We start from the raw sequence: 23,918 nt of genomic DNA on the forward strand, positions 1-23,918 counted from the left end.
TCCGGTATCAATATTGCGACTAAGTATAAATAATAGAAAAAGATGTAATTTTGATATGAATCGGGAATGTACGACTCAGTATTAATCCTTTAGGAGGAGAGTGCGCAGTCCGGCAGCCTTATTTTCGATCTCCTGCCACTCCTGCTCTGGGTCGGAACCGCTGACAATCCCGGCTCCAGCGTACAGTCGAACGCGTGTATGCTGCACCCGGGCTGAACGCAGCGCCACGCAGAATTCACTCTGCGCCAGTGAAAGATAGCCTGCCGAACCGGCATATCCTTCTCGGTCAAAGGGTTCATTCTGAGCAATAAAATCCCATGCTGCCTGGCGCGGCAGGCCGGCCACCGCCGCCGTGGGCTGGAGCAGCATCAGGCACTGTTCATCATCGGGCTGTTGCAGCGCCGTCCAGATGCAGCGGCGCAGATGCTGAACCTTTCGCAGGCGCACAATCTGCGGCGGGAGTACGTCCAGTACCCCGCAGTCGTGCTGCAGGCGCTGGCAAATGTCTTCGACTACCAGCATGTTTTCACGCTGATTTTTGTCATCGTGCATCAGCCAGTTACCGAGCCGGGTGGCGTGAGCGTCATCGTGATGGCTGGCGACCGTCCCGGCCAGCGCTTCGGTGCGCAGCAGTGAACCTCGCCGCCGCCACAGCCGTTCCGGGGACGAGCCCAAAAACGCGTTGTCGGCATTACTGCGCATCAAAAAGTGGTAGCACTGAAAATTGACCTGACGGCTGGCCGCCATCAGCGCAGCCGGGCTAACTGCACCGTCAAACTGCAAATCCGTAGCCCGGGCCAGCACCACTTTATCGAACTCGCTCTGGGCAATAGCGTCGGTTGCCCGGGTAACGAGATCCATCCAGCCCGATTTGTCTGGCCGATGCATTTCACTGACTACCTGCTGGCTGAGTGGCGAAATCGCTGTGATTTGACGCAGCGTGTGCACCACCTCGCGGGCACGTTGTGCGTCGTCGTTGAGCGAGGTCTCACTCCAGAGCAGCAGACGCAGCGTGGCGTTACCGCCGCAGCGCTCCCATAGCAGGCGCGGTAAGAATAGATCACCTCGTTGCGGATCAAAGGCGTTGATACCGACGATGCGGGTTTCAGGATAAGCGGGGAATCGCTGTAAGAACTGACGGGCGGCGGATAAGGAACGGAAGCGCTTCACGGCTCCCAGCGCGGCGTACTCTTCATCGCCATTACGCTGCTGCCAGTAAAATTGTGGGTAGCTGACCTGGGCATTCAGCCAGGCGAGGGGGTCGAACGCATCGTTAAGCGCAAAAGAGACATCAAGATGATGCAGGCCTGGTGCGTCAGGAAACGCGGCTGACAGCTGTCCGGCAAGGCCTTCCAGCGCGATAGAAATCGAATGCACGTGAACCTCTCCCCGCTCAAAACCACACATTATACGGGGTACTGGCCTGAAAAAGCAGTACCCACGATTTGGCAGGGAGTTGGCAGGGAGAAGGTGGGGCGTGGGTTAACGGCGGGCGAGCAGAATACCCAGAACCAGACCGGCGGCAGCACCTACTCCGATGCCCTGCCACGGTTTTTCACGAACGTAGTCGTCCGCGCGATACACCGCTTTTTTGGCCCGATAATAGTAGGTGTCGGACGCATGACTCACGCGCGTCTTCACGTCGTGCAGTGCCTGTTCGGCACGCGCCTTCAGTTCAATATACTTTTGATCGGCCGGATCGCCTGAAGAACGGAGGACTTCTTCCAGCGTTTCACTTAGCAGCGTCAGATCATCATCAACATGCGTTTCCGAGGAATGGAAGGACATAGTTTTCTCCATGTGGTTGCATCAGTCCGCTAACTATAGACAACGCCTGCCGATTTTGCCTGCGCCATCCGCTACGCTTCTTTCGCCATGCCGATATGTGGGATGCCATCTTCATCATAGATTTCAGTGACTGGCGCAAAGCCAAAACGGCCATAAAATGGCTGCAAGTGCGCCTGCGCCCCCAGGTATAACGCGTTGTCCGGCCAGTGTTTTTCGCACGAGAGCAGAGTGTGTTCCATCAGGGCGTATCCCAGCTTTTCGCCCCGCGCCTGACCGCTGATAATGACCCGGCCAATGACCACCGGCGAAAAATCATCGTCGCTTTTCAGAATCCTCGCATACGCCACCAGCTGGTTATCTTTCCAGCCAAGGATGTGCCGGTTTTCGCCGATTAGGTCGTCGCCGTCAACATCCTGATAGGGGCAGGTCTGCTCAACCACAAAGACTTCGCAGCGCAGCTTGAGCAAAGCGTACAGTTCGGGAACGGTCAGTTCGCTGTGGTGCAGGTCTTGCCACTGAATCATCGCTATCTCCTTATCGGCGGGTTGCCGTTATACTCATGACTTTTCGCGTCTGGCACAGAGGCTTTTGCACTATGGAACTGCTGTTTTTGGGAACATCCGCTGGCGTGCCGACCCGTGCGCGCAATGTTACGTCAATGTTGCTTGATTTGCAGCACCCGACCCGTAGCGGTCTGTGGCTGTTTGACTGCGGCGAAGGCACCCAGCATCAGCTGCTGCGCACCACCAGCCATCCCGGCAAGCTGGATAAAATTTTTATTACTCATCTGCATGGCGATCACATCTTCGGGCTGCCCGGACTGCTGTGCAGCCGCTCGATGGCCGGGATCGTCCATCCGCTGACAATCTATGGCCCGGCCGGGATCCGCGAGTTTGTCGAAACCAGCCTGCGTCTGAGCGGCTCGTGGACTGACTATCCGCTGGAGATAATCGAAATAGCCGAAGGGGTGGTGTTTCGCGACGATGCCTGGACGGTGACCGCCGCATTGCTAAACCATCCCGTAGAGTGTTACGGCTTTCGTATTGAAGAGCACGATAAACCTGGCGCCCTGGATGGCGCAGCGCTCGCGGCCGCGGGCGTTCCCTCCGGGCCGCTGTATCAGCAGCTCAAGCGAGGGGAAAGCGTTACGCTGCAGGATGGCCGGGTGGTTAACGGCGCGGATTACCTCTCTGCCCCTCGTCCCGGTAAAAAACTGGCGATTTTCGGTGATACCGCCCCCTGTGACGCTGCGCTGGCGCTGGCTCAGGGCGTCGATCTGCTGGTGCATGAGGCGACGCTTGAGACCGCGATGGAGGAGAAAGCCAACAGCCGCGGTCACAGTTCGACGCGTCAGGCCGCCGGGCTTGCCCACCGCGCGCAGGTCAAAAAACTGGTCGTCACCCACGTCAGCTCGCGCTATGACGCCGAGGGCTGCGCCATGCTGCTGGCAGAGTGCCGCACCGGGTTTGCCGACTGTGAACTGGCGCAAGATTTCACCCTGCTTCGCGTTTAACGCTCGATTTTTCCTCATTACTGCCGATAACAATTTACAGGTCGGTATTTTCACATGAGGAAAGACATGGATAATTTCCAGAAGGACATTGATGACAGGGCAAATCTGACCCTGTCGAACCGTTTTGAGCTGTTGCTGTTTCGTCTCGGCACATCAATGAATGACAACAAATCTGAGCTGTTCGGCATCAACGTCTTTAAGCTTCGCGAGATTGTGCCGATGCCCTCTTTCACCAAACCGGCGGGCATGAAGTCGCCGCTGATGGGAATGGTGAATATTCGTGACCAGGTGATCCCGGTCATCGACCTCGCTGCGGTAGCAGGCTGTAAACCGACTACCGGGCTGAACATTCTGCTGATCACCGAATATGCCCGCAGCGTGCAGGCCTTTGCGGTGGAGTCGGTCGAGAATATTATGCGTCTGGACTGGAAGCAGGTACATGCGGCCGAGACCGCCGTGAGCGGACGCTATATCACCAGCATCGCCTGTCTCGACGAGAAAACTGATACCAACGATCTGGCGATGGTGCTGGACGTGGAACAGATCCTGTACGACATCACCCCCGCCAACCACGATCTGCACGCTAACAACCTCAACACCCCGAAATTCAATATCAAACCGGGTGCCGTGGCGATTGTGGCAGAAGACTCGAAAGTGGCGCGTTCAATGCTGGAAAAAGGGCTGCAGGCGATGGCAATCCCGGCGCTGATGCACATTACCGGCAAAGAGGCGTGGGAGAAGATCGGCGTACTGGCCGCGCAAGCTCAGGCAGAAGGCGTGCCGATCACCGACAAGATTGCACTGGTGCTGACCGACCTCGAAATGCCTGAGATGGACGGCTTTACCCTGACGCGCAAAATCAAAACCGATGAGATCCTGAAAGCCATTCCGGTGGTGATCCACTCCTCCCTTTCCGGCAACGCCAACGAAGATCATATCCGCAAAGTGAAGGCCGATGGCTACGTGGCGAAGTTCGAGCTGAACGAGCTTTCCTCGGTGATTGCGGAAGTGCTGGAGCGGGCGACGAAGCAGATTGATGGGCCGTTGATTAGCCGTAAGCAATTGGCCTGATTTGCACTGTTTTTGCCGGGTGGCGCTTCGCTTACCCGGCAATAAAAAAAACCGCCTCGGCGGTTTTTTGTTTGGTGCGGCCTGATGCCCTCTCCCGCGGGGGGAGGGTATAAACATTAAAAAAGGCAACTTTCGTTGCCTTTTTTGCTTTTGCCTTACATCAGCGGCATCGCGTGCTGCACGAGGCTTATCAGCGGCTGCGGGTAGATACCGAAGATCAGTACCAGCAGAGCTGAAATCAGCACCACAATCCCGCCGGCGCTGTACTGCCAGTTGGTTGGCGCATCGCGGTTAAGCTGCTGCGGTGCATTCAGATACAGACTCACCGCCACGCGCAGGTAGTAGTACAAACCGATCGCGGAACCGACAACCACTGCACCGGTCAGCCACCACAGGTTCGCCTGCACACCCACGGCCAGGATGTAGAACTTACCGATAAAGCCCAGCGTCATCGGGATACCCGCCAGCGACAGCATCATCACGGTCATGACTGCCGACAGGATTGGACGGTGCCAGAACAGACCACGGTAAGAGTACAGAGAGTCAGCATCCGGGCCGCGGTACGGGCTGGACATCAGACTCACCACGCCGAACGCGCCGAGGCTGCTGAACAGATAACCGGCCAGGTAAACACCCACGGATTCCATCGACATCTGACCGCTCTGCAGTGCGATGAGCGCCACCATCAGATAGCCCAGGTGCGAGATGGAGGAGTAACCGAGCAGACGCTTAATGTTGGTCTGGCTCAGCGCCATCAGGTTACCGAAGATGATCGACACGAAGGCGATAACGCCCAGCACCACGCGTACTGCTTCGCTTTCACCAACCGGTGCGTACAGGAACAGACGCATCACCACGCCGAAGATAGCGATTTTGCTCGCCGTCGCCAGGAAGGTAGAAACCGGTGCGGGTGCACCCTGATAAACGTCTGGCGTCCACAAGTGGAACGGTACCAGCGACAGTTTAAAGCCCAGGCCAACAATCATCATGCCCAGACCTGCCAGCAGCAGCGGTTCATGCAGCATACCGTCGCCGAGGCTCTTGCCGAGCGCAATGAAAGAGAGGTTACCGGACTGGGCATAAACCAGCGCAATACCAAACAGCAGGAAGGACGAAGCAGCAGCAGACAGGATCGTATACTTGATACTCGCTTCCAGAGAGCGCTTCTGGCGGAAGGCATAACCAATCAGGCCGAACAGCGGCAGAGAGATCAGCTCAATGCCGAGGAACAGCGCCGCCAGGTGGTTGGCATTCGCCAGCAGAATGCCGCCCAGCGCGGCAATCAGAACCAGCAGGTAAAACTCTTCTTTGTTGTCGTAGTAACCTTCCAGCCACGGGTAGGCAAAGGTACAGGTCGCCAGGCTCGCCAGCAGAACCAGCCCGGTATAGAGCATGGCAAAGCCGTCGACGCGCATCAACGGCGTCACGTCCATCGCTCCCGCCTGGCCAACAAACCAGAGGGAAACCAATGCAGCGTTAAGGCCCAGAACCGACAGCGTGGCATTCAGGAAGTGATTGCGTCGCCACGCAATGGAGAGCATCACTACCACCACCGTCAATCCGACGATCAGCAGCGGTAGCAGCGCAATCAGGTGTTGTGGAGTTAAAGTCATGGCGATTTACGGCCTTGTAGTAGAAGCAGAATTAACAAACCACTGCTGGATATTGCCCATCGCGGAATGCGAGGTATCCAGAATCGGCTGCGGATAGAAGCCAAGCAGTACCAGAAGCACAACCAGCAACAGAATGATAAACAGCTCGCGCAGTGACATCCCCGGCAGCTCTTTCGCCGCGATTTCGCTCTTCGCTTTACCGAAGTAGGCGCGATGCAGCATCGCCAGAGAGTAGACGGACGCGAATACCAGACCGAAGGTTGATACCACCGTAATGACCGGCACTACTTTAAAGCTGCCGAACAGGATCATAAATTCGCCGACGAAGTTACCGGTACCCGGCATCCCCAGCGTGGCCACTGCGAAGAACATCGACATCGCTGGCAACCATTTAATTTTGCTCCACAAACCGCCCATCTGACGCATATCACGGGTGTGCAGACGTTCGTACAGCTGGCCGCACAGGATGAAGAGACCCGCCGCCGACAGACCGTGCGCGATCATCTGAATGATTGCCCCCTGGTACGCCAGCTGGCTGCCGGTGTAGATGGCAATCAGCACGAAGCCCATGTGGGACACCGAGGTGTACGCAATCAGACGTTTAATGTCGTACTGGGTGAAGGCCATCCAGGCACCGTAGAAGATACCAATCACACCGAGCCACATAGCAATCGGCGCAAACTCTGCGGAGGCGTTCGGGAACAGCGGCAGTGCGAAACGCAGCAGACCGTAGGCTGCGGTTTTCAGCAAGATGCCTGCCAGGTCAACGGAACCTGCCGTTGGGGCCTGGGAGTGAGCATCGGGCAGCCAGCCGTGCAGCGGAACTACCGGCATTTTCACTGCGAAGGCAATGAAGAAGCCCAGCATCAGCAGGTATTCCACGCCGTGCGACATTGGCGTTTTCAGCAGATCCTGATAGTTAAAGGTCCAGACGCCGGTCGCGTTGTAGTGCACGAACACCAGCGCCAGGATAGCAATCAACATCACCAGACCGCTCGCCTGGGTATAGATGAAGAACTTGGTTGCCGCCGTGATACGCGTTTTACCGTCGGATGCCTTGTGGCCCCACAGCGCGATCAGGAAGTACATCGGCACCAGCATCATCTCCCAGAAGAAGAAGAACAGGAACATGTCGATGGCCAGGAACACGCCGATCACGCCGCCGAGGATCCACATCAGGTTCAGGTGGAAGAAGCCCTGGTATTTTTGAATTTCTTGCCAGGAGCACAGTACCGCCAGAACGCCGAGCAGACCGGTCAGCACCACCATCAGCAGCGACAGACCATCAATCGCCAGGTGAATGGTTATGCCGAAACGCGGGATCCACGGCAGGATAAATTCAGACTGCCACTGCGGCAGGCCCGCAGACTGGGTCAGTGAATAGCCGCCCTGCAACCAAAGTTGCAGGCCAAGCGCAAGCGTCAATCCCATGGTGATCAGCGCAATCCAGCGCGGCATCTTCACGCCAAAGCGTTCGGTCTGCCAGCACAGGAACCCACCAATGAAGGGAATTAAGATTAGCCAGGGTAATAACATGGCGATTTTTATTCCTTTTTAAGGCCCCGACAGGGGCCTGATTTTCAACGAATTCTTATAAATTCACTTATGAATCAACGCAGAACCATCAGCAGCGCCAGTACGACCACCGCGCCAATGCTCATTGATGCCACATACCAGCGCAGATAACCGTTCTCGCTGAACAGCAGGCCTTTACCTGCAAAGCGGGAAAGGATCGCCGGGGTGTTCATCATCGCGTTCAGCGGATCGCGCTTGATAAGCCACGCAATGCCGAGGAACGGTTTCACGAAGATCATGTCATACAGCCAGTCGAAGCCCCACGCGTTGTACCACCAGGTCCCCAGCAGACGGCCTGGCGCACTGTTGGCAACGGCAGTCACCAGTGTACGTTTACCCAGCCACAGCCAGGCGGCAATCAGGATGCCCGCGATAGCGACCACGCCGGAGGTGATTTCAAGCGTCAGCACACGACCGTGTTCAAGCTCGGTGGTACCCGGCAGCACACCCTGCAGCGGCGGCACAATCAGTGCGCCAACGAAGGTGGACAGGACCATCAGCACAATCAGCGGCAGATGGTGGGTAATCCCCTTCCCTGCATGCGCGTGAATTTGTTCTTTTCCGTGGAAGACGATGAAAATCATACGGAAGGTATACAGGGAGGTCATAAACGCACCGACCAGACCGGCAACCATCAGATTGATATGGCCATTCGCCATTGCTCCCGCCAGGATTTCGTCCTTACTGAAGAAGCCCGCGGTGATCAACGGCAGTGCCGCCAGCGCCGCGCCGCCCACCAGGAAGCAGGCGTAAACCAGCGGAATGGACTTACGCAGTCCGCCCATCTTGAAGATGTTCTGCTCGTGGTGGCAGGCAAGGATCACCGAACCGGACGAGAGGAACAGCAGCGCTTTAAAGAACGCATGCGTCATCAGATGGAAAATCGCCGCATCCCACGCCTGCACGCCCAGCGCCAGGAACATGTAGCCAATCTGGCTCATGGTGGAGTAAGCGAGAACGCGTTTGATGTCGGTCTGCACCAGCGCCGCAAAGCCTGCCAGCACCAGCGTAACCGCACCGACGATCCCTACCAGATGCAGTACTTCAGGCGTCATCAGGAACAGGCCATGAGTACGGGCAATCAGGTAGACGCCCGCGGTCACCATGGTCGCGGCGTGGATCAGCGCGGAGACAGGCGTTGGGCCCGCCATCGCATCTGCAAGCCAGGTCTGCAACGGCAGCTGTGCGGATTTACCTACCGCGCCGCCCAGCAGCATCAGGGTTGCCCACGTCAGCATGTTGTTACCGGCCTCGAAGTGCGCAGGTGCCAGTTCAACCATTTCGCGGAAGTTCAGCGTGCCCAGCTCGTTGTAGAGGATGAACAGCGCGAACGCGAGGAACACGTCACCCACACGGGTCACGACGAAGGCTTTCATTGCCGCTGCGCCATTTTTCGGATCGGTGTAGTAGAAACCGATCAGCAGATAGGAGCACAGGCCCACGCCTTCCCAGCCGAGATACATCAGCAGCAGGTTGTCGCCCAGCACCAGAATCACCATGCTGGCGATAAACAGGTTGGTGTAGGCGAAGAAGCGGGAGTAACCCTCTTCACCGCGCATGTACCAGGAGGCGAACATGTGGATCAGGAAGCCGACGCCGGTGACCACCGAGAGCATGGTCAGGGAGAGGCCGTCCAGCACCAGGCTGAAACCGATATTGAAATCGCCGACCGACATCCAGTTCCACAGCGGCAGGGTATACGCCTGCTTGCCGTTGTTAAGGAAGTCGATACCCGCATACGCGGTAACCAGCGCGGCCAGGCCGATGGAGCCAATGCCCACGGTCGCAGACAGGTTTTCCGACCAGCGACCGCGTGAGAAGGCCAGCAGCAGGAAGCCAATCAACGGGAAAATAATGGTTAAGGCAAGCATGTTCATCCACGCAACTCACTTACTGAATCGATGTTCAGGTTCTGGCGGCGACGATGGAGCTGTAGCAACAGCGCCAGGCCAATACTCGCTTCTGCAGCCGCAAGGGTGATGGCGAGGATGTACATGACCTGACCATCGGTCTGGCCCCAATAGCTACCGGCGACCACAAAGGCCAGCGCGGCGGCGTTGATCATGATTTCCAGGCTAATCAGCATGAACAGCAGATTGCGGCGGATAACCAGACCGGTTAAGCCCAGCACGAATAAAATCGCTGCGAGGATCAGTCCGTGTTGTAAAGGGATCATGCGTGATCCTCCGTTTTTCTTTTCGCACGGTCGTCAGAACGGTTGCTCAGCACCTCGCCAGCGCGATCTTCACGACCGACGTGGAATGCTACAACCAGGCCTGCCAGCAGCAGCATAGAAGCCAGTTCAACCGCCAGAACGTAAGGCCCGAACAGTGAGATGCCTACCGCTTTGGCGCTGATTGGCGTACCGTCGATGCCCTGGTCGTTAACGCCCAGAATGGCATATACGATTACCGCCAGCATGATCGCCGACAATATTGCCGGACCAATCCACACCTGCGGTTTTAACCACTGACGTTCCTGCTCGATTTCCGACCCACCGAGGTTCAGCATCATCACCACGAACACGAACAGCACCATAATGGCCCCGGCGTAGACGATGATTTCAAGCGCACCGGCAAAGTGTGCGCCCAGTGCAAAGAACACCCCAGAAATAGCCAGCAGCGAGATGATTAAATACAGCAGCGCATGCACCGGGTTGGTGTGCGTAATCACTCGCAGCGTAGCCAGGATGGCTATCAGGCCACAGATATAAAAAGCGAATTCCATTGCCCCTCTCCTTACGGTAACAGGCTCTTGACGTCGATAGGCTTAGCTTCGTTCTCTGCTTCGCCCTTATCTTTGCCGTCGATTGCCATACCCGCCATCCGGTAGAAGTTATATTCCGGGTATTTGCCCGGACCGGAAATCAGCAGATCCTCTTTCTCGTACACCAGGTCCTGACGCTTGTATTCACCCAGCTCAAAGTCCGGGGTCAACTGAATCGCCGTGGTCGGGCACGCTTCTTCACACAGACCGCAGAAGATGCAGCGTGAGAAGTTGATGCGGAAGAACTCCGGGTACCAGCGGCCGTCTTTGGTCTCGGCTTTTTGCAGAGAGATACAGCCTACCGGACACGCTACCGCACACAGGTTACAGGCAACGCAGCGCTCCGAACCATCCGGATCGCGCGTCAGCACGATACGGCCACGGTAGCGCGGCGGCAGATATACCGGCTCTTCCGGATACATCTGGGTTTCGCGTTTCGCAAACGCGTGCAGGCCGATCATCCAGATACTGCGTACCTGGGTGCCGAAGCCTACCAATAATTCTTTTAAGGTCATGGTCTAAAGCCCCTTATGGCTGCTGCCAGAGAATGACAGCCGCCGTTACCAACAAGTTGACGAGCGTCAGCGGCAGGCACACTTTCCAGCCGAAGGACATTACCTGGTCATAACGCGGACGCGGTAAGGACGCACGAATCAAAATGAACATCATCATAAAGAACGCGGTTTTCAGCGCGAACCAGATGAATGGCGGTAATAACGGGCCATGCCAGCCACCAAAGAACAGCGTTACCATCAACGCGGAAATGGTGACGATACCGATGTACTCGCCCACGAAGAACAGACCGAACTTCATGCCGGAATATTCAACGTGATAACCGTCGGCCAGTTCCTGCTCGGCTTCGGGTTGGTCAAACGGGTGACGGTGACACACCGCCACGCCCGCGATGGCGAAGGTAATAAAACCAAAGAACTGCGGGATCACGTTCCAGATATCGGCCTGGTTGTTAACGATGTCGGTCATATTAAATGAACCGGCCTGCGCGACCACACCCATCAGGGAGAGACCCAGGAACACTTCGTAGCTCAGCGTCTGGGCAGACGCACGCATCGCGCCCAGAAGAGAGTATTTGTTGTTACTGGACCAGCCTGCGAACAGAACCGCATAAACCGCGAGGCCTGCCATCATCAGGAAGAACAGGATCCCGATGTTCAGATCCGCCACAACCCATGACGGGCTGACCGGGACAATAGCAAAGGCCAGCAGCAGCGAGGTGAAGGCGATCATCGGTGCAAGCGTAAAGATGACGCGGTCCGAGAATTTCGGCACCCAGTCTTCTTTAAAGAACATCTTGATCATATCCGCGACCAGCTGGAGTGAACCACCCCAGCCCACGCGGTTCGGTCCATAACGGTTCTGGAACAGACCGAGCAGACGACGTTCACCAAAGCTCATGAACGCGCCACAGGTGACCACCACCAGCAGAATGACGATCGCCTTCAGGATGCTCAGCAGAATGTCGATAAGATCCGGCGTTAACCAACTCATGCTTGTGCCTCCTGCAGATTATCGAGACGCGCGCCCGCCAGTACCGGTGCAATGCCCGGTAATCCCATCGGAAGACCCACCTGCCCTGCACTCAGACCGTCGGTGATAATCAGCGGCAGGCTGATCGTCTGGCCTTCGTAGCTAAAGGAGATCTGGCTGCCCACATTCACGCCAAGCTTCGCGGCATCGACCGGGTTGAGCTTGATGTAAGGCTGCGGCATGCGCGTCTGGAACACCGGAGAACGCTGGGACATCTCGTCACTACCAAACAGATGGTAGTAAGGCGCGATACGCCAGTTGCCGTCCTGCGCTTCAAAGCTCGCCGGAACGGTGGTGAAGTAATCCAGACCATTTGCGCTGGCTTCAATCAGGCGTACGCCCGGATCGCCGTGACGCAGAGAGCCGCCCACTTCAGCCTGGAACTTGTTCCATGCCTGCGGGGAGTTCCAGCCTGGTGCCCAGGCAAACGGGATCTGTGAACGCGGCGCAGACGGTTGGTTGTTCCCTTCCATTGAGAAGGCGAACATGGTGTCTTTGTCCTGCGGCTGACGCGGTTCATGCACGCTGATGTTGGCGCGCATCGCAGTACGGCCACTGTAGCGGTGCGGTTCACGGGCCAGTTTCTGACCACGAATGCGGAAGGAAGCATCCGGTGCCGCATCTTTAATTCCTGCCAGCTGCGGCAGAGCGGCAACGGCGGCATCGATCACGTCATCGAGCTGAGTCCAGTCCACTTCACGACTCTGGACGGTGCTGTGCAGTGAGTGCAACCAGCGCCAGCTTTCCAGCATCACGGTATTGGCATCGTAGTAAGACGGATCGTAAACCTGGAAGAAACGCTGTGCGCGGCCTTCGTTGTTGATCACCGTCCCGTCGCTTTCTGCGAAGCTGGCCGCAGAAAGAACCAGATGCGCTTTATCCATGATCGCCGTGCGCTGATGGTCAATCACCATCACCAGCGGCGCTTTGGACAGGGCAGCATCTACGCGAGCAGCAGAAGCATGACGGTGCAGGTCGTTTTCCAGCACGATAACGGCATCAGCCGCACCGGATTCCAGTTCGCTCAGCGCCGCTTCCAGAGAGCCGCCGCCAATCATACCCAGACCCATGCTGTTAACCGCGCGAGCAATCATGGTCACGCCGACATCTGCGCCACGACCTTTCAGGGCTTTCGCCACGTTGGCCGCCGCTTGCACCACTTCTACGCTACCGGCGTTAGTACCGGTAACAATCAACGGTTTTTTCGCACCGGCCAGCGCCTGGACGATCACATCGATCTTGTTTTGCAGGTCGCGATCCAGGCCTTCAACCGCCGGGGCGCTGTTGTCCAGCGCGTGGGCAATCGCAAAACCGAGGCGCGCCTGATCTTCAACCGGTGCGCAGTAGGTCCACGCCGCGATATCATCCAGACGGGTGTTATCGATGTTGGTGACAAACAGCGGGTGTTTGGCACGCTGACCGATATTCATGATTGCCGCAATCTGCCAGTCAGCCACTTTCTGGGCCGCTGCCATTTCGCGCGCTTTCCCTTTCACCGCCTGACGAACCGCCAGCGCAACGCGGGCACCGGTCTGGGTTAAATCTTCACCCAATACCAGAACCGCATCATAAGATTCGATTTCGCGCAGCGCAGGGGTATGGATACCGCCCTCACGCAGCACTTTCAGCACCAGCTGCAGACGTTCCTGCTCGCCCTGGGCGATACCGGTGTAGAAGTTATCTGCACCCACCAGCTCACGGAGCGCGAAGTTGCTTTCGACGCTGGCGCGCGGGGAGCCGATACCGATCACTTTCTTCGACTGGCGCAGAATATCCGCAGCCCCCTGCATCGCCTGTTCAGCGTTGAGGGTAATCAGGTCATCACCACGGCGCTGAACCGGCTGACGCGGACGGTCTTTCAGGTTCACGTAGCCATAGCCGAAACGACCACGGTCGCAGAGGAAGTAGTGGTTTACGGTACCGTTGTAACGGTTTTCGATACGACGCAGTTCGCCATAGCGTTCACCCGGGCTGGTGTTACAACCGAGGGAGCACTGCTGACAGATGCTTGGCGCAAACTGCATGTCCCACTTACGGTTATAACGCTCGGAGTGCGTTTTATCGGTGAAGACGCCGGTCGGGCAGATTTCGACCAGGTTGCCGGAGAACTCGCTTTCCAGCACGCCGTCTTCCGGACGACCGAAGTAGACGTTGTCATGTGCGCCATACACGCCCAGATCTTCGCCATCAGCGTAATCTTTGTAGTAACGTACGCAGCGGTAGCAGGCGATGCAGCGGTTCATTTCATGCGAGATGAACGGCCCCAGATCCTGATTGCGGTGGGTACGTTTGGTAAAGCGATAGCGACGGAAGCTGTGCCCGGTCATCACGGTCATATCCTGAAGATGGCAGTTACCGCCCTCTTCACAAACCGGACAATCGTGCGGGTGGTTGGTCATCAACCACTCCACCACGCTTTCACGGAACTGTTTGGCTTCCGCGTCGTCGATAGAAATAAAGGTACCTTCGGTGGCTGGTGTCATACAGGACATCACCAGGCGACCACGCGTGTCTTCCGCGTTTTGATATTGCTTCACCGCACACTGGCGGCAAGCACCGACGCTCCCCAGCGCCGGATGCCAGCAAAAATACGGAATATCAAGGCCGAGAGACAGACAAGCTTCTAGCAGGTTGTCCGCGCCGTTGACCTCGTATTCTTTGCCGTCTACATGAATCGTAGCCATTAGCATGCTTCCAGTTGGCTCGAATTAACTTCGAGCGTTAATCAAAATTCTTCGTCGTTACCAGCGCGCTTTAAGCAGGTTCGGCTGAATACCATTAATCAAATGGGTATTGCTGAACGGCTGCTTGATGCCTGCTTCGAATTCGTCGCGGAAATATTTAATCGCGCTTTGCAGTGGCTCAACGGCACCTGGCGCATGGGCACAGAAGGTTTTACCCGGACCTAAGAATCGACACAGTTGCTCAAGTGTCTCGATATCGCCCGGTTGGCCTTCGCCCCGCTCAATAGCGCGCAGGATCTTCACGCTCCACGGCAGACCGTCGCGGCATGGCGTACACCAGCCGCATGATTCACGGGCAAAGAACTCTTCCAGGTTACGCACCAGCGATACCATGCCGATCTCGTGGTCGACAGCCATCGCCAGCGCCGTACCCAGACGGCTACCTGCTTTACCAATGCTTTCGAATTCCATCGGCAGATCAAGGTGGGCTTCGGTCAGGAAGTCTGTCCCTGCCCCACCCGGCTGCCAGGCTTTGAATTTCAGGCCATCGCGCATACCGCCGGCGTAGTCTTCAAGAATTTCGCGTGCGGTGGTGCCGAAAGGCAGTTCCCAGAGACCTGGGTTTTTCACACGGCCCGAGAAGCCCATCAGCTTGGTGCCCGCATCTTTGCTGGTCGAGATGCCCTGGTACCATTCCACGCCGTTATCAAGGATAGCCGGCACGTTGCACAGGGTTTCGACGTTGTTAACGCAGGTCGGTTTACCCCATACGCCGGAGCTCGCCGGGAACGGAGGCTTGGAACGCGGGTTCGCACGGCGGCCTTCAAGGGAGTTGATCAGCGCGGTCTCTTCACCGCAGATGTAACGCCCTGCGCCGGTGTGCACGAACAGTTCGAAGTCAAAACCGGTGCCCAGAATGTTTTTACCCAGCAGGCCCGCTTCGGTCGCTTCGGCAATCGCGCGACGCAGGTTCTCTGCCGCTTCGATGTACTCGCCGCGCAGGAAGATGTAACCGCGGTAGGCTTTCAGCGCGAAGGCGGAGATCAGCATGCCTTCCACCAGCAGGTGCGGCAGCTGCTCCATCAGCAGGCGGTCTTTGTAGGTGCCCGGCTCCATTTCATCGGCGTTACACAGCAGGTAACGGATGTTCATGGATTCGTCTTTTGGCATCAGACTCCACTTCAGACCGGTGGAAAAGCCCGCGCCGCCGCGCCCTTTCAGGCCAGCGTCTTTAACAGCGTTGACGATCTCATCAGGCGCCATGCCGCCCAGCGCTTTACGTGCGCCGGAATAGCCGTTTTTGCTCTGATATTCGTCAAGCCATACCGGCTGTTTGTCATCGCGCAGACGCCAGGTCAGCGGATGAGTTTCAGCAGTACGAATTACGGTTTTCATTTGTACTGCTCCAGCAGGTCAGGAATCGCTTCCGGCGTCACATGAACGTGAGTATCCTCATCGATCATCATCGCCGGCCCTTTGTCGCAGTTGCCCAGGCAGCAGGTTGGCAGCAGGGTGAAACGACCATCGAAAGTGGTCTGTCCCGGCTTGATATCGAGTTTTTTCTCGATAGCGGCCTGGATCCCCTGATAACCCGTGATATGACACACCACGCTGTCGCAATAGCGGATCACGTGACGGCCCACCGGCTGGCGGAAGATCTGGCTGTAGAACGTTGCCACGCCTTCGACGTCACTTGCCGGGATACCCAGTACGTCTGCGATGGCGTAGATTGCTCCATCTGGCACCCAACCACGCTGTTTCTGAACGATTTTCAGCGCTTCAATGGACGCCGCACGCGGGTCTTCGTAGTGATGCATCTCGTGCTCAATCGCTGCACGTTCTGCGGCACTCAGCTCAAAAGCCTCGGTTTGTGGTTGTTGATTCTCGTGCATAATTAGCGGTCCACATCTGACATAACAAAATCGATACTACCCAGATACACAATCAGGTCAGAGACCAGACTGCCGCGAATGGCGGACGGGATTTGCTGCAGGTGCGCAAAGCTCGGCGTACGGATGCGCGTGCGGTAGCTCATGGTGCTGCCGTCGCTGGTCAGGTAATAACTGTTGATCCCCTTGGTCGCTTCAATCATCTGGAAGGATTCGTTGGCCGGCATTACCGGACCCCAGGAAACCTGCAGGAAGTGCGTGATCAAGGTTTCGATATGTTGCAGCGTGCGCTCTTTCGGTGGCGGCGTCGTCAGCGGGTGATCCGCCTTGAACGGGCCTTCCGGCATGTTATTGAGGCACTGCTCAAGGATGCGCAGACTCTGACGCAGCTCTTCGACTTTCAGCATCACGCGGGTGTAGCAGTCGGACACGCCGCCGCCAACCGGCACTTCAAAGTCGAAGTTTTCGTAGCCAGAGTAAGGACGGGCTTTACGCACGTCGAAATCAATACCGGTCGCACGCAGGCCAGCACCGGTGGTGCCCCACTCCAGCGCCTCTTTCGCGCCATAAGCTGCAACGCCTTTCGAACGGCCAATCAGGATCGAGTTACGCAGGGCGGCTTTTTCGTAAGACGCCAGACGTTTTGGCATCCAGTCGAGGAATTCACGCAGCAGACGATCCCAGCCGCGCGGCAGGTCGTGTGCAACACCACCGATACGGAACCAGGCCGGGTGCATACGGAAGCCAGTAATCGCTTCTACCAGGTCATAAATTTTCTGACGGTCGGTAAAGGCGAAGAAGACCGGGGTCATCGCGCCGACGTCCTGAATGAACGTGGAGATGTACAGCAGGTGGCTGTTGATACGGAACAGTTCAGACAGCATCACGCGGATCACGTCAACGCGTTCCGGCACCTTAATGCCTGCCAGTTTTTCAACCGCCAGCACGTAAGGCATTTCGTTCACGCAGCCGCCGAGATATTCGATACGGTCGGTGTACGGAATGTAGCTGTGCCAGGACTGACGTTCGCCCATCTTCTCTGCGCCACGGTGGTGATAGCCCACGTCTGGCACACAGTCGACAATCTCTTCGCCGTCGAGCTGAAGAATAATACGGAATGCACCGTGCGCAGACGGGTGGTTCGGACCGAGGTTGAGGAACATGAAGTCCTCGTTTTCGGTGCCGCGCTTCATGCCCCAGTCTTCCGGTTTGAAGGTCAGCGCTTCCATCTCCAGATCCTGCTTGGCTTTGGTCAGCTCAAACGGATCGAATTCGGTGGCGCGCGCCGGGTAGTCTTTACGCAGCGGGTGGCCGGTCCACGTTGGCGGCATCATGATACGCGTCAGGTGCGGGTGGCCATCGAAGGTCATGCCAAACATTTCCCAGGTTTCACGCTCATACCAGTTAGCGTTCGGGAACAGTTTGGTGATGGTCGGCAGATGCATGTCGTTTTCAGACAATGCCACCTTGAGCATGATATCCGTATTGCGGTCTATTGAGATCAGGTGGTAGAAAACGGAAAAATCCGCCGCAGGTAAACCGCGACGGTGCGTGCGAAGACGCTCGTCCATGCCGTGCAGATCGAACAGCATGACGTAAGGCTTAGGCAGTTTCTTTAAGAAATCAACCAATTCCAGTAATTGCTCACGCTTCACCCAAACAACGGGTACCCCGGTGCGGGTGGCCTGAACAGTAAAGGCATCCGGCCCAAAACGGTTGCGCAGCTCGCCAATAACCGGGTCATCGAGATGATCCCGGGTTTGCAAGTAAGCTTCTTGCGCGGTTAAGTCGGTCATAGTGTTCACCATTGCAAATGGTCGGTGGTGACTGTTGGGCGTGGCTTCGCGCTATTTGAATAGTGATATGCGAAGGTTATCTCCAGCCCACAGGCGCAAATTAAATTTCGTCTGGTGTACGCAGGTTGGTGACGGCAATACGTTCGCCGCGTTTACGCTCGCGCTCAGACTGCATATTAGCGCGGTACACGCCCTGGTCACCCACAACCCAGGAGAGCGGACGGCGTTCTTTGCCAATCGACTCCTGCAGCAGCATCAGGGCCTGCATGTAGGCCTCAGGACGCGGTGGGCAGCCCGGGATGTAAACGTCCACCGGGATGAACTTGTCTACGCCCTGCACGACGGAATAGATGTCGTACATGCCGCCAGAGTTCGCGCAAGCGCCCATGGAGATAACCCATTTAGGCTCAAGCATCTGGTCATAAAGACGCTGAATGACTGGCGCCATTTTGGTGAAGCAAGTGCCTGCCACTACCATCAGGTCAGCCTGACGCGGAGAGGCGCGCAGTACTTCTGCACCAAAACGCGCAACGTCATGCACCGCAGTGAATGACGTCACCATTTCAACATAGCAGCAAGAAAGACCGAAGTTATACGGCCAGATTGAGTTCTTACGTCCCCAGTTGACCATATCGTGCATGGCATTCTCGAGCTTGCCCATGTACACGCTTTTGTTGACTTCTTGCTCCAGGGGGTCGGTTACGATCTCCTGCTTTTGCAGGGGGTAACGGTCATTCTCACCGTTAGGATCTATGCGGGTGAGCGTATAATCCATCTTATTGCCTCGCTGTTACTGCTGACGATTAGAGATACTGTTTTCCGGGTTGGCACGTTCACGGCGTGAGCGTACAGGTGTCCAGTCCAGCGCGCCGATACGCACCAGATAAACCAGACCGGCCAGTAACACTAAAATGAAAATTGCGGCCTCGACAAAGCCTACCCAACCACTTTCGCGGATAGAGACAGACCATGCGAACAGGTAAAGCGCTTCCACGTCGAAGATGACGAAGAACATGGCCACCAGATAGAACTTGGCAGACAGGCGGAGACGCGCCGTACCCACCGAATCGATACCCGATTCGAATGGCGTGTTTTTGTGCCTTGCGCGGGCGCGACCGCCCAGGAACCAGCCGCCGACAAGCATCAGGCAGCACAGACCAATGGCAACGATAAGAAAGATTGCGAATGCCCAGTGATGAGCGATGACTTCTGTGGATGTTGACATACTCATTGCTTACTCATCAAAAGTGATACCTGTAAACCCTGCTCTTACTGGCAGATGGGCATCACATCGATTCATGGGGAGGAACAAATAACCGTACACTAACTGTCGAAAATGAGGCATAGACAGCAAAATGATGAGGTTTTTTACTCCTTTCTATAACCTTTTGTCAACTTTAACAAAAGTTTCTTCACATTAGATTACATCGTCCGATCTTCATTAACATTTAATGCCCTTTTCACCTCGCGAGGCATGAGGCACGTTCCTGCGTTAGGGTGTTGAATCGTGTCCGTAATGTAGTAATGCCAAGATTACCCGCTTAGTTTGACAGGATTTGCCGCTGATTCCTCCCCCCAAAGAGGAGTATTTTCTTGATCTGTGACACGCTTTTGTTAATTCAATCAAAAAAACGGCAACATCTTTGCTGCTTTTTTAACATGCCCATTGACATTGAACAGGGACAGGCGGACGAGGAAAGAAAGGAAAATAGAATGGCTATCCTATTGATAAATATAATCATTAATAGTGACTTAAGCAAAACTATCGAACCCAGGAGAGAAAAAAAGAACCACTGAGCCGGAAAAGGGCCTCCGTGGTTCTTTTTTGCTGAAGCAATTTGTTACCGGAATATGAGCGATTCGTTTACTCGAAATCGCGCTCAATCACGAGGGAGTCATCCCCCCCTTCCGGGGTAACATTGTTGTACTGCCACGGATTATGGTAGTTATCCATCGCCGTAAAAATAGTCTGCGCCAGTTCGTTGTTGCTGGAGGGATTATGGCAGAGCATGTACTCCGTATCCGGCAGCTGCGGCAATCCGTCCGACTTACCTAATACCCGTAAATCGGGACTCATCATCTCTACCGGGCGGGCTGTCACCCCAAGCCCCGCCTTCACGGCAGCGCGCACGGCAGGCAACGTGGAGGCCACGTAGGCGAGTCGCCAGGGGATATTGGCGGCAGTCAACGTTGATAACACGATATCGCGGAACGGGCTGGGATCGTCCAGCAGAACCAGCGGTACGGGCTCACCGCGCTGTAATACAAACTCGGCAGCACAATACCAGTGCGTCGGCGAGGTGCGCAGCGTCAGGCAATCAAACTGCCCGGCACGGTGCGTGGTTACCACCAGATCGACTTCCTGCTCCTGAAGCATATCAACCATGAATGCGTTGCGCTTAACCCTGACATCCAGCGCAAGTTTCGGATAAACCGAACTGATGCGATTGAGCAGGAACGGCAGAATGGTATCGGCCGACTCATCCGAAGCGCCTAACGTTAAGACTCCCTGGAGATTACTAAACATTAATGACGTACATGCTTCGTCATTGAAACGAAGAATTTTTCGGGCATAACCCAGTAGCTGAATACCGTGCTCGGTTAACAGCTTATTGCGCCCATGACGGGCAAAAAGCTCTTTACCGACCAGTTGCTCCAGCCGTTGCATTTGTTGACTGACCGCAGATTGGGTGCGGCAAACTGCTACCGCAGCAGCAGCAAAGGTGTTCAGATCGGCGACCGCAACAAAGGTTCTCAGCAGATCGAGGTCGAGATTCAGTATCGGACGATTTGCATTATTCATGTCTTTTCACTTACAGGTTACTCGCGCGGAGCTGCCCCGAGGTTAAGCTGTGTGCGTAAAAGTAAAACAGTTCCTTCTGAACAAAACCCTCTGACGTCCCGGTCTGGCAGTGTGCCTGCATAAAGTAATTGTGCTGGGTATATCAGCGGTCAGAAACAACTTATCTGACGATATTTTTATTCTCAACAACACTCGAGATATATAGATGTTTGCCGGATAATGTAAATGCCATAAAAGGAACAGCATTTCCAGCGCCAACTTTATCGCAGTAAAGGCTACGCAGCAATGGTATTGCTTAACTTAGCAAGGCAGAGATAATTCTAGCAATAACAATAAACTAATAAAGGGAACGGCAACAAGACCTGCAACAGCTTCTTTCCTTGCCTGTCCTTGTAGGTCATCTTAACTCAAATCCCTTATGTTTATAAGCCTTATCGCATCTTATCTGATTTAACATGATTGATAACTGACTAAACTAATTTAATTTATATTAACGAATGTTGCGAATTCATATTTATTAAGAAATAAATAATATTTTAATCAGGACTTATTGATTAATAATGCTTAACATTATTTTCATACGCGTAACGTTTATATAAAACGCGTTTTTAGTTTACGCGTCACGCTTGCCTCAGCTTTTACGAAAGATTGCTACCAGAAACTTTAGCACCGCCGCCGTAAATCACCCGGCGCGACGCATTTCCGCAGTGGAAAATCCACAACAAACCGCATTAATCAAAATATTAAACCACAAAAACGCCACTGCCCGGCATGGGGAATTCATCTCAATCAAAAATATAGACAAAAATATTACCGGTAGTTTTACATCATGTGCAAAATCTTCTCCTGTTTACGCTTCAAAACCGGGCAATGCAGGAGTACATTGTTTCGTGCTGACTTCCACGGCAGGAAGTAGCAATAACAGCGAAAAGGTTAAAGGTTCATGTCACCCATCGAAAAATCCAGCAAGTTAGATAACGTTTGTTACGACATTCGTGGTCCGGTTCTTAAAGAGGCAAAACGTCTCGAAGAAGAAGGCAATAAAGTTCTTAAACTTAATATCGGCAACCCGGCGCCATTTGGTTTTGATGCACCGGATGAAATTCTGGTTGATGTGATCCGCAACCTGCCGACGGCGCAAGGCTATAGCGACTCGAAAGGTCTCTATACTGCGCGTAAAGCCATCATGCAGCACTATCAGGCGCGCGGCATGCGCGATGTGACGGTTGAAGATATCTTTATCGGCAACGGCGTGTCCGAGCTGATCGTCCAGTCGATGCAAGCCCTGCTGAACAGCGGCGACGAGATGCTGGTGCCTGCTCCAGATTATCCACTGTGGACCGCCGCGGTATCGCTCTCCAGCGGTAAGGCAGTGCATTATCTGTGCGATGAATCGGCAGGCTGGTTCCCCGATCTGGATGATATCCGCGCCAAAATCACTCCGCGTACTCGCGGTATTGTGATCATTAACCCTAACAACCCTACCGGCGCAGTCTATTCAAAAGAGCTGCTGCTGGAGATCGTCGAGCTGGCCCGTCAGCATAATCTGATCATCTTTGCCGACGAAATTTACGACAAGATCCTGTATGACGCCGCGCAGCATCACTCTATCGCTGCCCTGGCACCGGATCTGTTGACGATCACGTTTAACGGTCTGTCCAAAACCTACCGTGTCGCAGGCTTCCGCCAGGGCTGGATGGTACTGAACGGGCCGAAAAAACACGCGAAAGGCTATATTGAAGGGCTGGAAATGCTTTCCTCTATGCGCCTGTGCGCGAACGTCCCGGCGCAGCACGCCATCCAGACCGCGCTGGGCGGCTATCAAAGCATCAGTGAATTTATTGTGCCTGGCGGGCGTTTGTATGAGCAGCGTAATCGCGCATGGGAACTGATTAACGATATTCCGGGTGTCTCCTGCGTGAAGCCGAACGGCGCACTGTACATGTTCCCGAAAATCGACATTAAACGCTTCAACATTTTTGATGACCAGAAGCTGGTGCTCGACTTCCTGTTGCAGGAAAAAGTGCTGCTGGTACAGGGCACCGCGTTTAACTGGCCATGGCCGGACCATGTCCGCATCGTGACGTTGCCGCGCGAAGATGAGCTGGAAATGGCCATCAGCCGATTTGGTCGCTTCCTTGGTGGATACCACCAGTAACACGATAATCGGGCTGCCTCTGGCAGCCCGATTTGCATATCGCTTCCCCTCCCCTCACAATCAAACCTCGCCGTGCAAGACAAAAGGTAACTTATGAGTCAGAGTCATTTTTTCGCCCATCTTTCCCGCCTGAAACTCATCAACCGCTGGCCGCTGATGCGCAACGTGCGCACCGAGAACGTTTCTGAACACAGCTTGCAGGTTGCGATGGTGGCTCACGCGCTGGCAGCGATCAAAAATCGCAAGTTCAACGGCCAGGCCAACGCCGAGCGTATTGCCCTGTTGGCGATGTACCATGATGCCTCTGAGGTGCTGACGGGCGATCTGCCAACGCCGGTCAAATACTTCAATGCGCAAATTGCACAGGAGTACAAAGCCATTGAGAAAATTGCCCAGCAAAAACTGGTACAGATGGTGCCGGAAGAGCTGCGCGATATTTTTGAGCCATTGATTGATGAGCACAGCTACAGCGAAGAGGAGCGTTCGATTGTTAAGCAGGCCGACGCCCTGTGCGCTTATCTGAAATGTCTGGAAGAGCTCTCCGCCGGTAACCACGAATTTTTACTGGCCAAAACCCGGCTGGAAAAAACGCTCGAGGCCCGCCGCAGCGAGGAGATGGACTACTTCATGCAGGTTTTTGTTCCCAGCTTCCAGCTGTCGCTGGATGAGATAAGCCAGGATTCACCGCTCTGACAGCAGCGCCCGGCGGCGCTACGC

The 23,918-nt window shown here is 55.3% G+C and carries 21 protein-coding genes; 4 read left to right on the forward strand and 17 right to left on the reverse strand.

Translation table 11 applies throughout. The features are described from left to right. Positions 1-81: 81 nt before the first annotated feature. The 3 genes from menF to M8013_RS16395 all read right to left on the reverse strand — a co-directional run bounded on the left by menF (position 82) and on the right by M8013_RS16395 (position 2,312). Positions 82-1,377 carry an isochorismate synthase MenF gene (menF, locus tag M8013_RS16385; protein WP_271268854.1) on the reverse strand — a complete coding sequence of 432 codons (1,296 nt, stop codon included), beginning with the start codon at positions 1,375-1,377 and terminating at the stop codon, positions 82-84. Between the two features lie 105 nt (positions 1,378-1,482). Further along, positions 1,483-1,788, reverse strand: coding sequence for a stress response protein ElaB (gene elaB / locus M8013_RS16390; RefSeq protein ID WP_271268855.1), 306 nt, complete (start codon positions 1,786-1,788; stop codon positions 1,483-1,485). Positions 1,789-1,859: 71 nt separating this feature from the next. After that, a complete protein-coding gene (locus tag M8013_RS16395; protein ID WP_271268856.1) occupies positions 1,860-2,312 on the reverse strand; it encodes a GNAT family N-acetyltransferase in 453 nt (150 codons plus the stop codon). A gap of 71 nt (positions 2,313-2,383) precedes the next feature. On the opposite strand from M8013_RS16395, the gene rnz reads away from it, so the two are divergent. Next, positions 2,384-3,301 (forward strand): ribonuclease Z, encoded by a 918-nt coding sequence (gene rnz, locus M8013_RS16400; protein WP_271268857.1) that lies wholly within the window; start codon positions 2,384-2,386, stop codon positions 3,299-3,301. A 66-nt stretch (positions 3,302-3,367) separates the two neighbouring features. Continuing rightward, the gene (locus M8013_RS16405; RefSeq protein WP_271268858.1) at positions 3,368-4,372 is read left to right on the forward strand and encodes a chemotaxis protein; all 1,005 of its coding nucleotides are present in this window, start codon (positions 3,368-3,370) and stop codon (positions 4,370-4,372) included. 155 nt (positions 4,373-4,527) lie between these two features. On the opposite strand, the gene nuoN is transcribed toward M8013_RS16405, so the two are convergent. The 14 genes from nuoN to lrhA all read right to left on the reverse strand — a co-directional run bounded on the left by nuoN (position 4,528) and on the right by lrhA (position 21,043). Continuing rightward, positions 4,528-5,985, reverse strand: coding sequence for an NADH-quinone oxidoreductase subunit NuoN (gene nuoN, locus M8013_RS16410; RefSeq protein ID WP_271268859.1), 1,458 nt, complete (start codon positions 5,983-5,985; stop codon positions 4,528-4,530). Between the two features lie 6 nt (positions 5,986-5,991). After that, entirely contained in the window at positions 5,992-7,521 is a 1,530-nt protein-coding gene (nuoM, locus tag M8013_RS16415) for an NADH-quinone oxidoreductase subunit M (RefSeq protein WP_271268860.1), read from the reverse strand. Positions 7,522-7,595: 74 nt separating this feature from the next. Then, positions 7,596-9,437, reverse strand: coding sequence for an NADH-quinone oxidoreductase subunit L (gene nuoL / locus M8013_RS16420; RefSeq protein WP_271268861.1), 1,842 nt, complete (start codon positions 9,435-9,437; stop codon positions 7,596-7,598). Further along, complete coding sequence (nuoK, locus tag M8013_RS16425; protein ID WP_271268862.1) at positions 9,434-9,736, reverse strand: NADH-quinone oxidoreductase subunit NuoK; 303 nt, start codon at positions 9,734-9,736, stop codon at positions 9,434-9,436. Before nuoK ends, nuoL begins: the two co-directional genes overlap by 4 nt. Next, positions 9,733-10,287, reverse strand: a complete 555-nt coding sequence (nuoJ, locus tag M8013_RS16430; protein ID WP_271268863.1) for an NADH-quinone oxidoreductase subunit J — start codon at positions 10,285-10,287, stop codon at positions 9,733-9,735. The genes nuoK and nuoJ overlap by 4 nt, the downstream gene beginning before the upstream one ends. Positions 10,288-10,298: 11 nt before the next feature. Continuing rightward, on the reverse strand, positions 10,299-10,841 hold the full coding sequence (gene nuoI, locus M8013_RS16435; protein WP_038256279.1) for an NADH-quinone oxidoreductase subunit NuoI: 543 nt from the start codon (positions 10,839-10,841) through the stop codon (positions 10,299-10,301). A gap of 13 nt (positions 10,842-10,854) precedes the next feature. After that, positions 10,855-11,832, reverse strand: coding sequence for an NADH-quinone oxidoreductase subunit NuoH (nuoH, locus tag M8013_RS16440; RefSeq protein WP_271268864.1), 978 nt, complete (start codon positions 11,830-11,832; stop codon positions 10,855-10,857). Next, entirely contained in the window at positions 11,829-14,555 is a 2,727-nt protein-coding gene (nuoG, locus tag M8013_RS16445; RefSeq protein ID WP_271268865.1) for an NADH-quinone oxidoreductase subunit NuoG, read from the reverse strand. Before nuoG ends, nuoH begins: the two co-directional genes overlap by 4 nt. A 57-nt stretch (positions 14,556-14,612) precedes the next feature. Further along, positions 14,613-15,950, reverse strand: a complete 1,338-nt coding sequence (nuoF, locus tag M8013_RS16450; RefSeq protein ID WP_271268866.1) for an NADH-quinone oxidoreductase subunit NuoF — start codon at positions 15,948-15,950, stop codon at positions 14,613-14,615. Beyond that, the gene (nuoE, locus tag M8013_RS16455; RefSeq protein WP_271268867.1) at positions 15,947-16,447 is read right to left on the reverse strand and encodes an NADH-quinone oxidoreductase subunit NuoE; all 501 of its coding nucleotides are present in this window, start codon (positions 16,445-16,447) and stop codon (positions 15,947-15,949) included. Before nuoE ends, nuoF begins: the two co-directional genes overlap by 4 nt. 2 nt (positions 16,448-16,449) lie before the next feature. After that, the gene (nuoC, locus tag M8013_RS16460) at positions 16,450-18,252 is read right to left on the reverse strand and encodes an NADH-quinone oxidoreductase subunit C/D (protein WP_271268868.1); all 1,803 of its coding nucleotides are present in this window, start codon (positions 18,250-18,252) and stop codon (positions 16,450-16,452) included. Positions 18,253-18,340: 88 nt separating this feature from the next. Then, positions 18,341-19,015 (reverse strand): NADH-quinone oxidoreductase subunit NuoB, encoded by a 675-nt coding sequence (gene nuoB, locus M8013_RS16465; RefSeq protein WP_032612787.1) that lies wholly within the window; start codon positions 19,013-19,015, stop codon positions 18,341-18,343. Between the two features lie 15 nt (positions 19,016-19,030). Then, complete coding sequence (gene nuoA / locus M8013_RS16470; RefSeq protein WP_271268869.1) at positions 19,031-19,471, reverse strand: NADH-quinone oxidoreductase subunit NuoA; 441 nt, start codon at positions 19,469-19,471, stop codon at positions 19,031-19,033. Positions 19,472-20,104: 633 nt separating this feature from the next. Beyond that, the gene (gene lrhA / locus M8013_RS16475; RefSeq protein WP_271268870.1) at positions 20,105-21,043 is read right to left on the reverse strand and encodes a transcriptional regulator LrhA; all 939 of its coding nucleotides are present in this window, start codon (positions 21,041-21,043) and stop codon (positions 20,105-20,107) included. 943 nt (positions 21,044-21,986) lie between these two features. Here lrhA and M8013_RS16480 point away from each other — a divergent pair. Together M8013_RS16480 and yfbR are read left to right on the forward strand one after the other, a co-directional pair. After that, positions 21,987-23,201: a pyridoxal phosphate-dependent aminotransferase gene (locus tag M8013_RS16480; RefSeq protein WP_271268871.1), complete on the forward strand. Its 1,215-nt coding sequence runs from the start codon at positions 21,987-21,989 to the stop codon at positions 23,199-23,201. 93 nt (positions 23,202-23,294) lie between these two features. Further along, on the forward strand, positions 23,295-23,894 hold the full coding sequence (gene yfbR, locus M8013_RS16485; protein ID WP_271268872.1) for a 5'-deoxynucleotidase: 600 nt from the start codon (positions 23,295-23,297) through the stop codon (positions 23,892-23,894). Positions 23,895-23,918 lie beyond the last annotated feature (24 nt).

It is taken from the genome of Silvania confinis (genome assembly GCF_025564085.1).
Lineage (GTDB): Bacteria > Pseudomonadota > Gammaproteobacteria > Enterobacterales > Enterobacteriaceae > Enterobacter > Enterobacter confinis.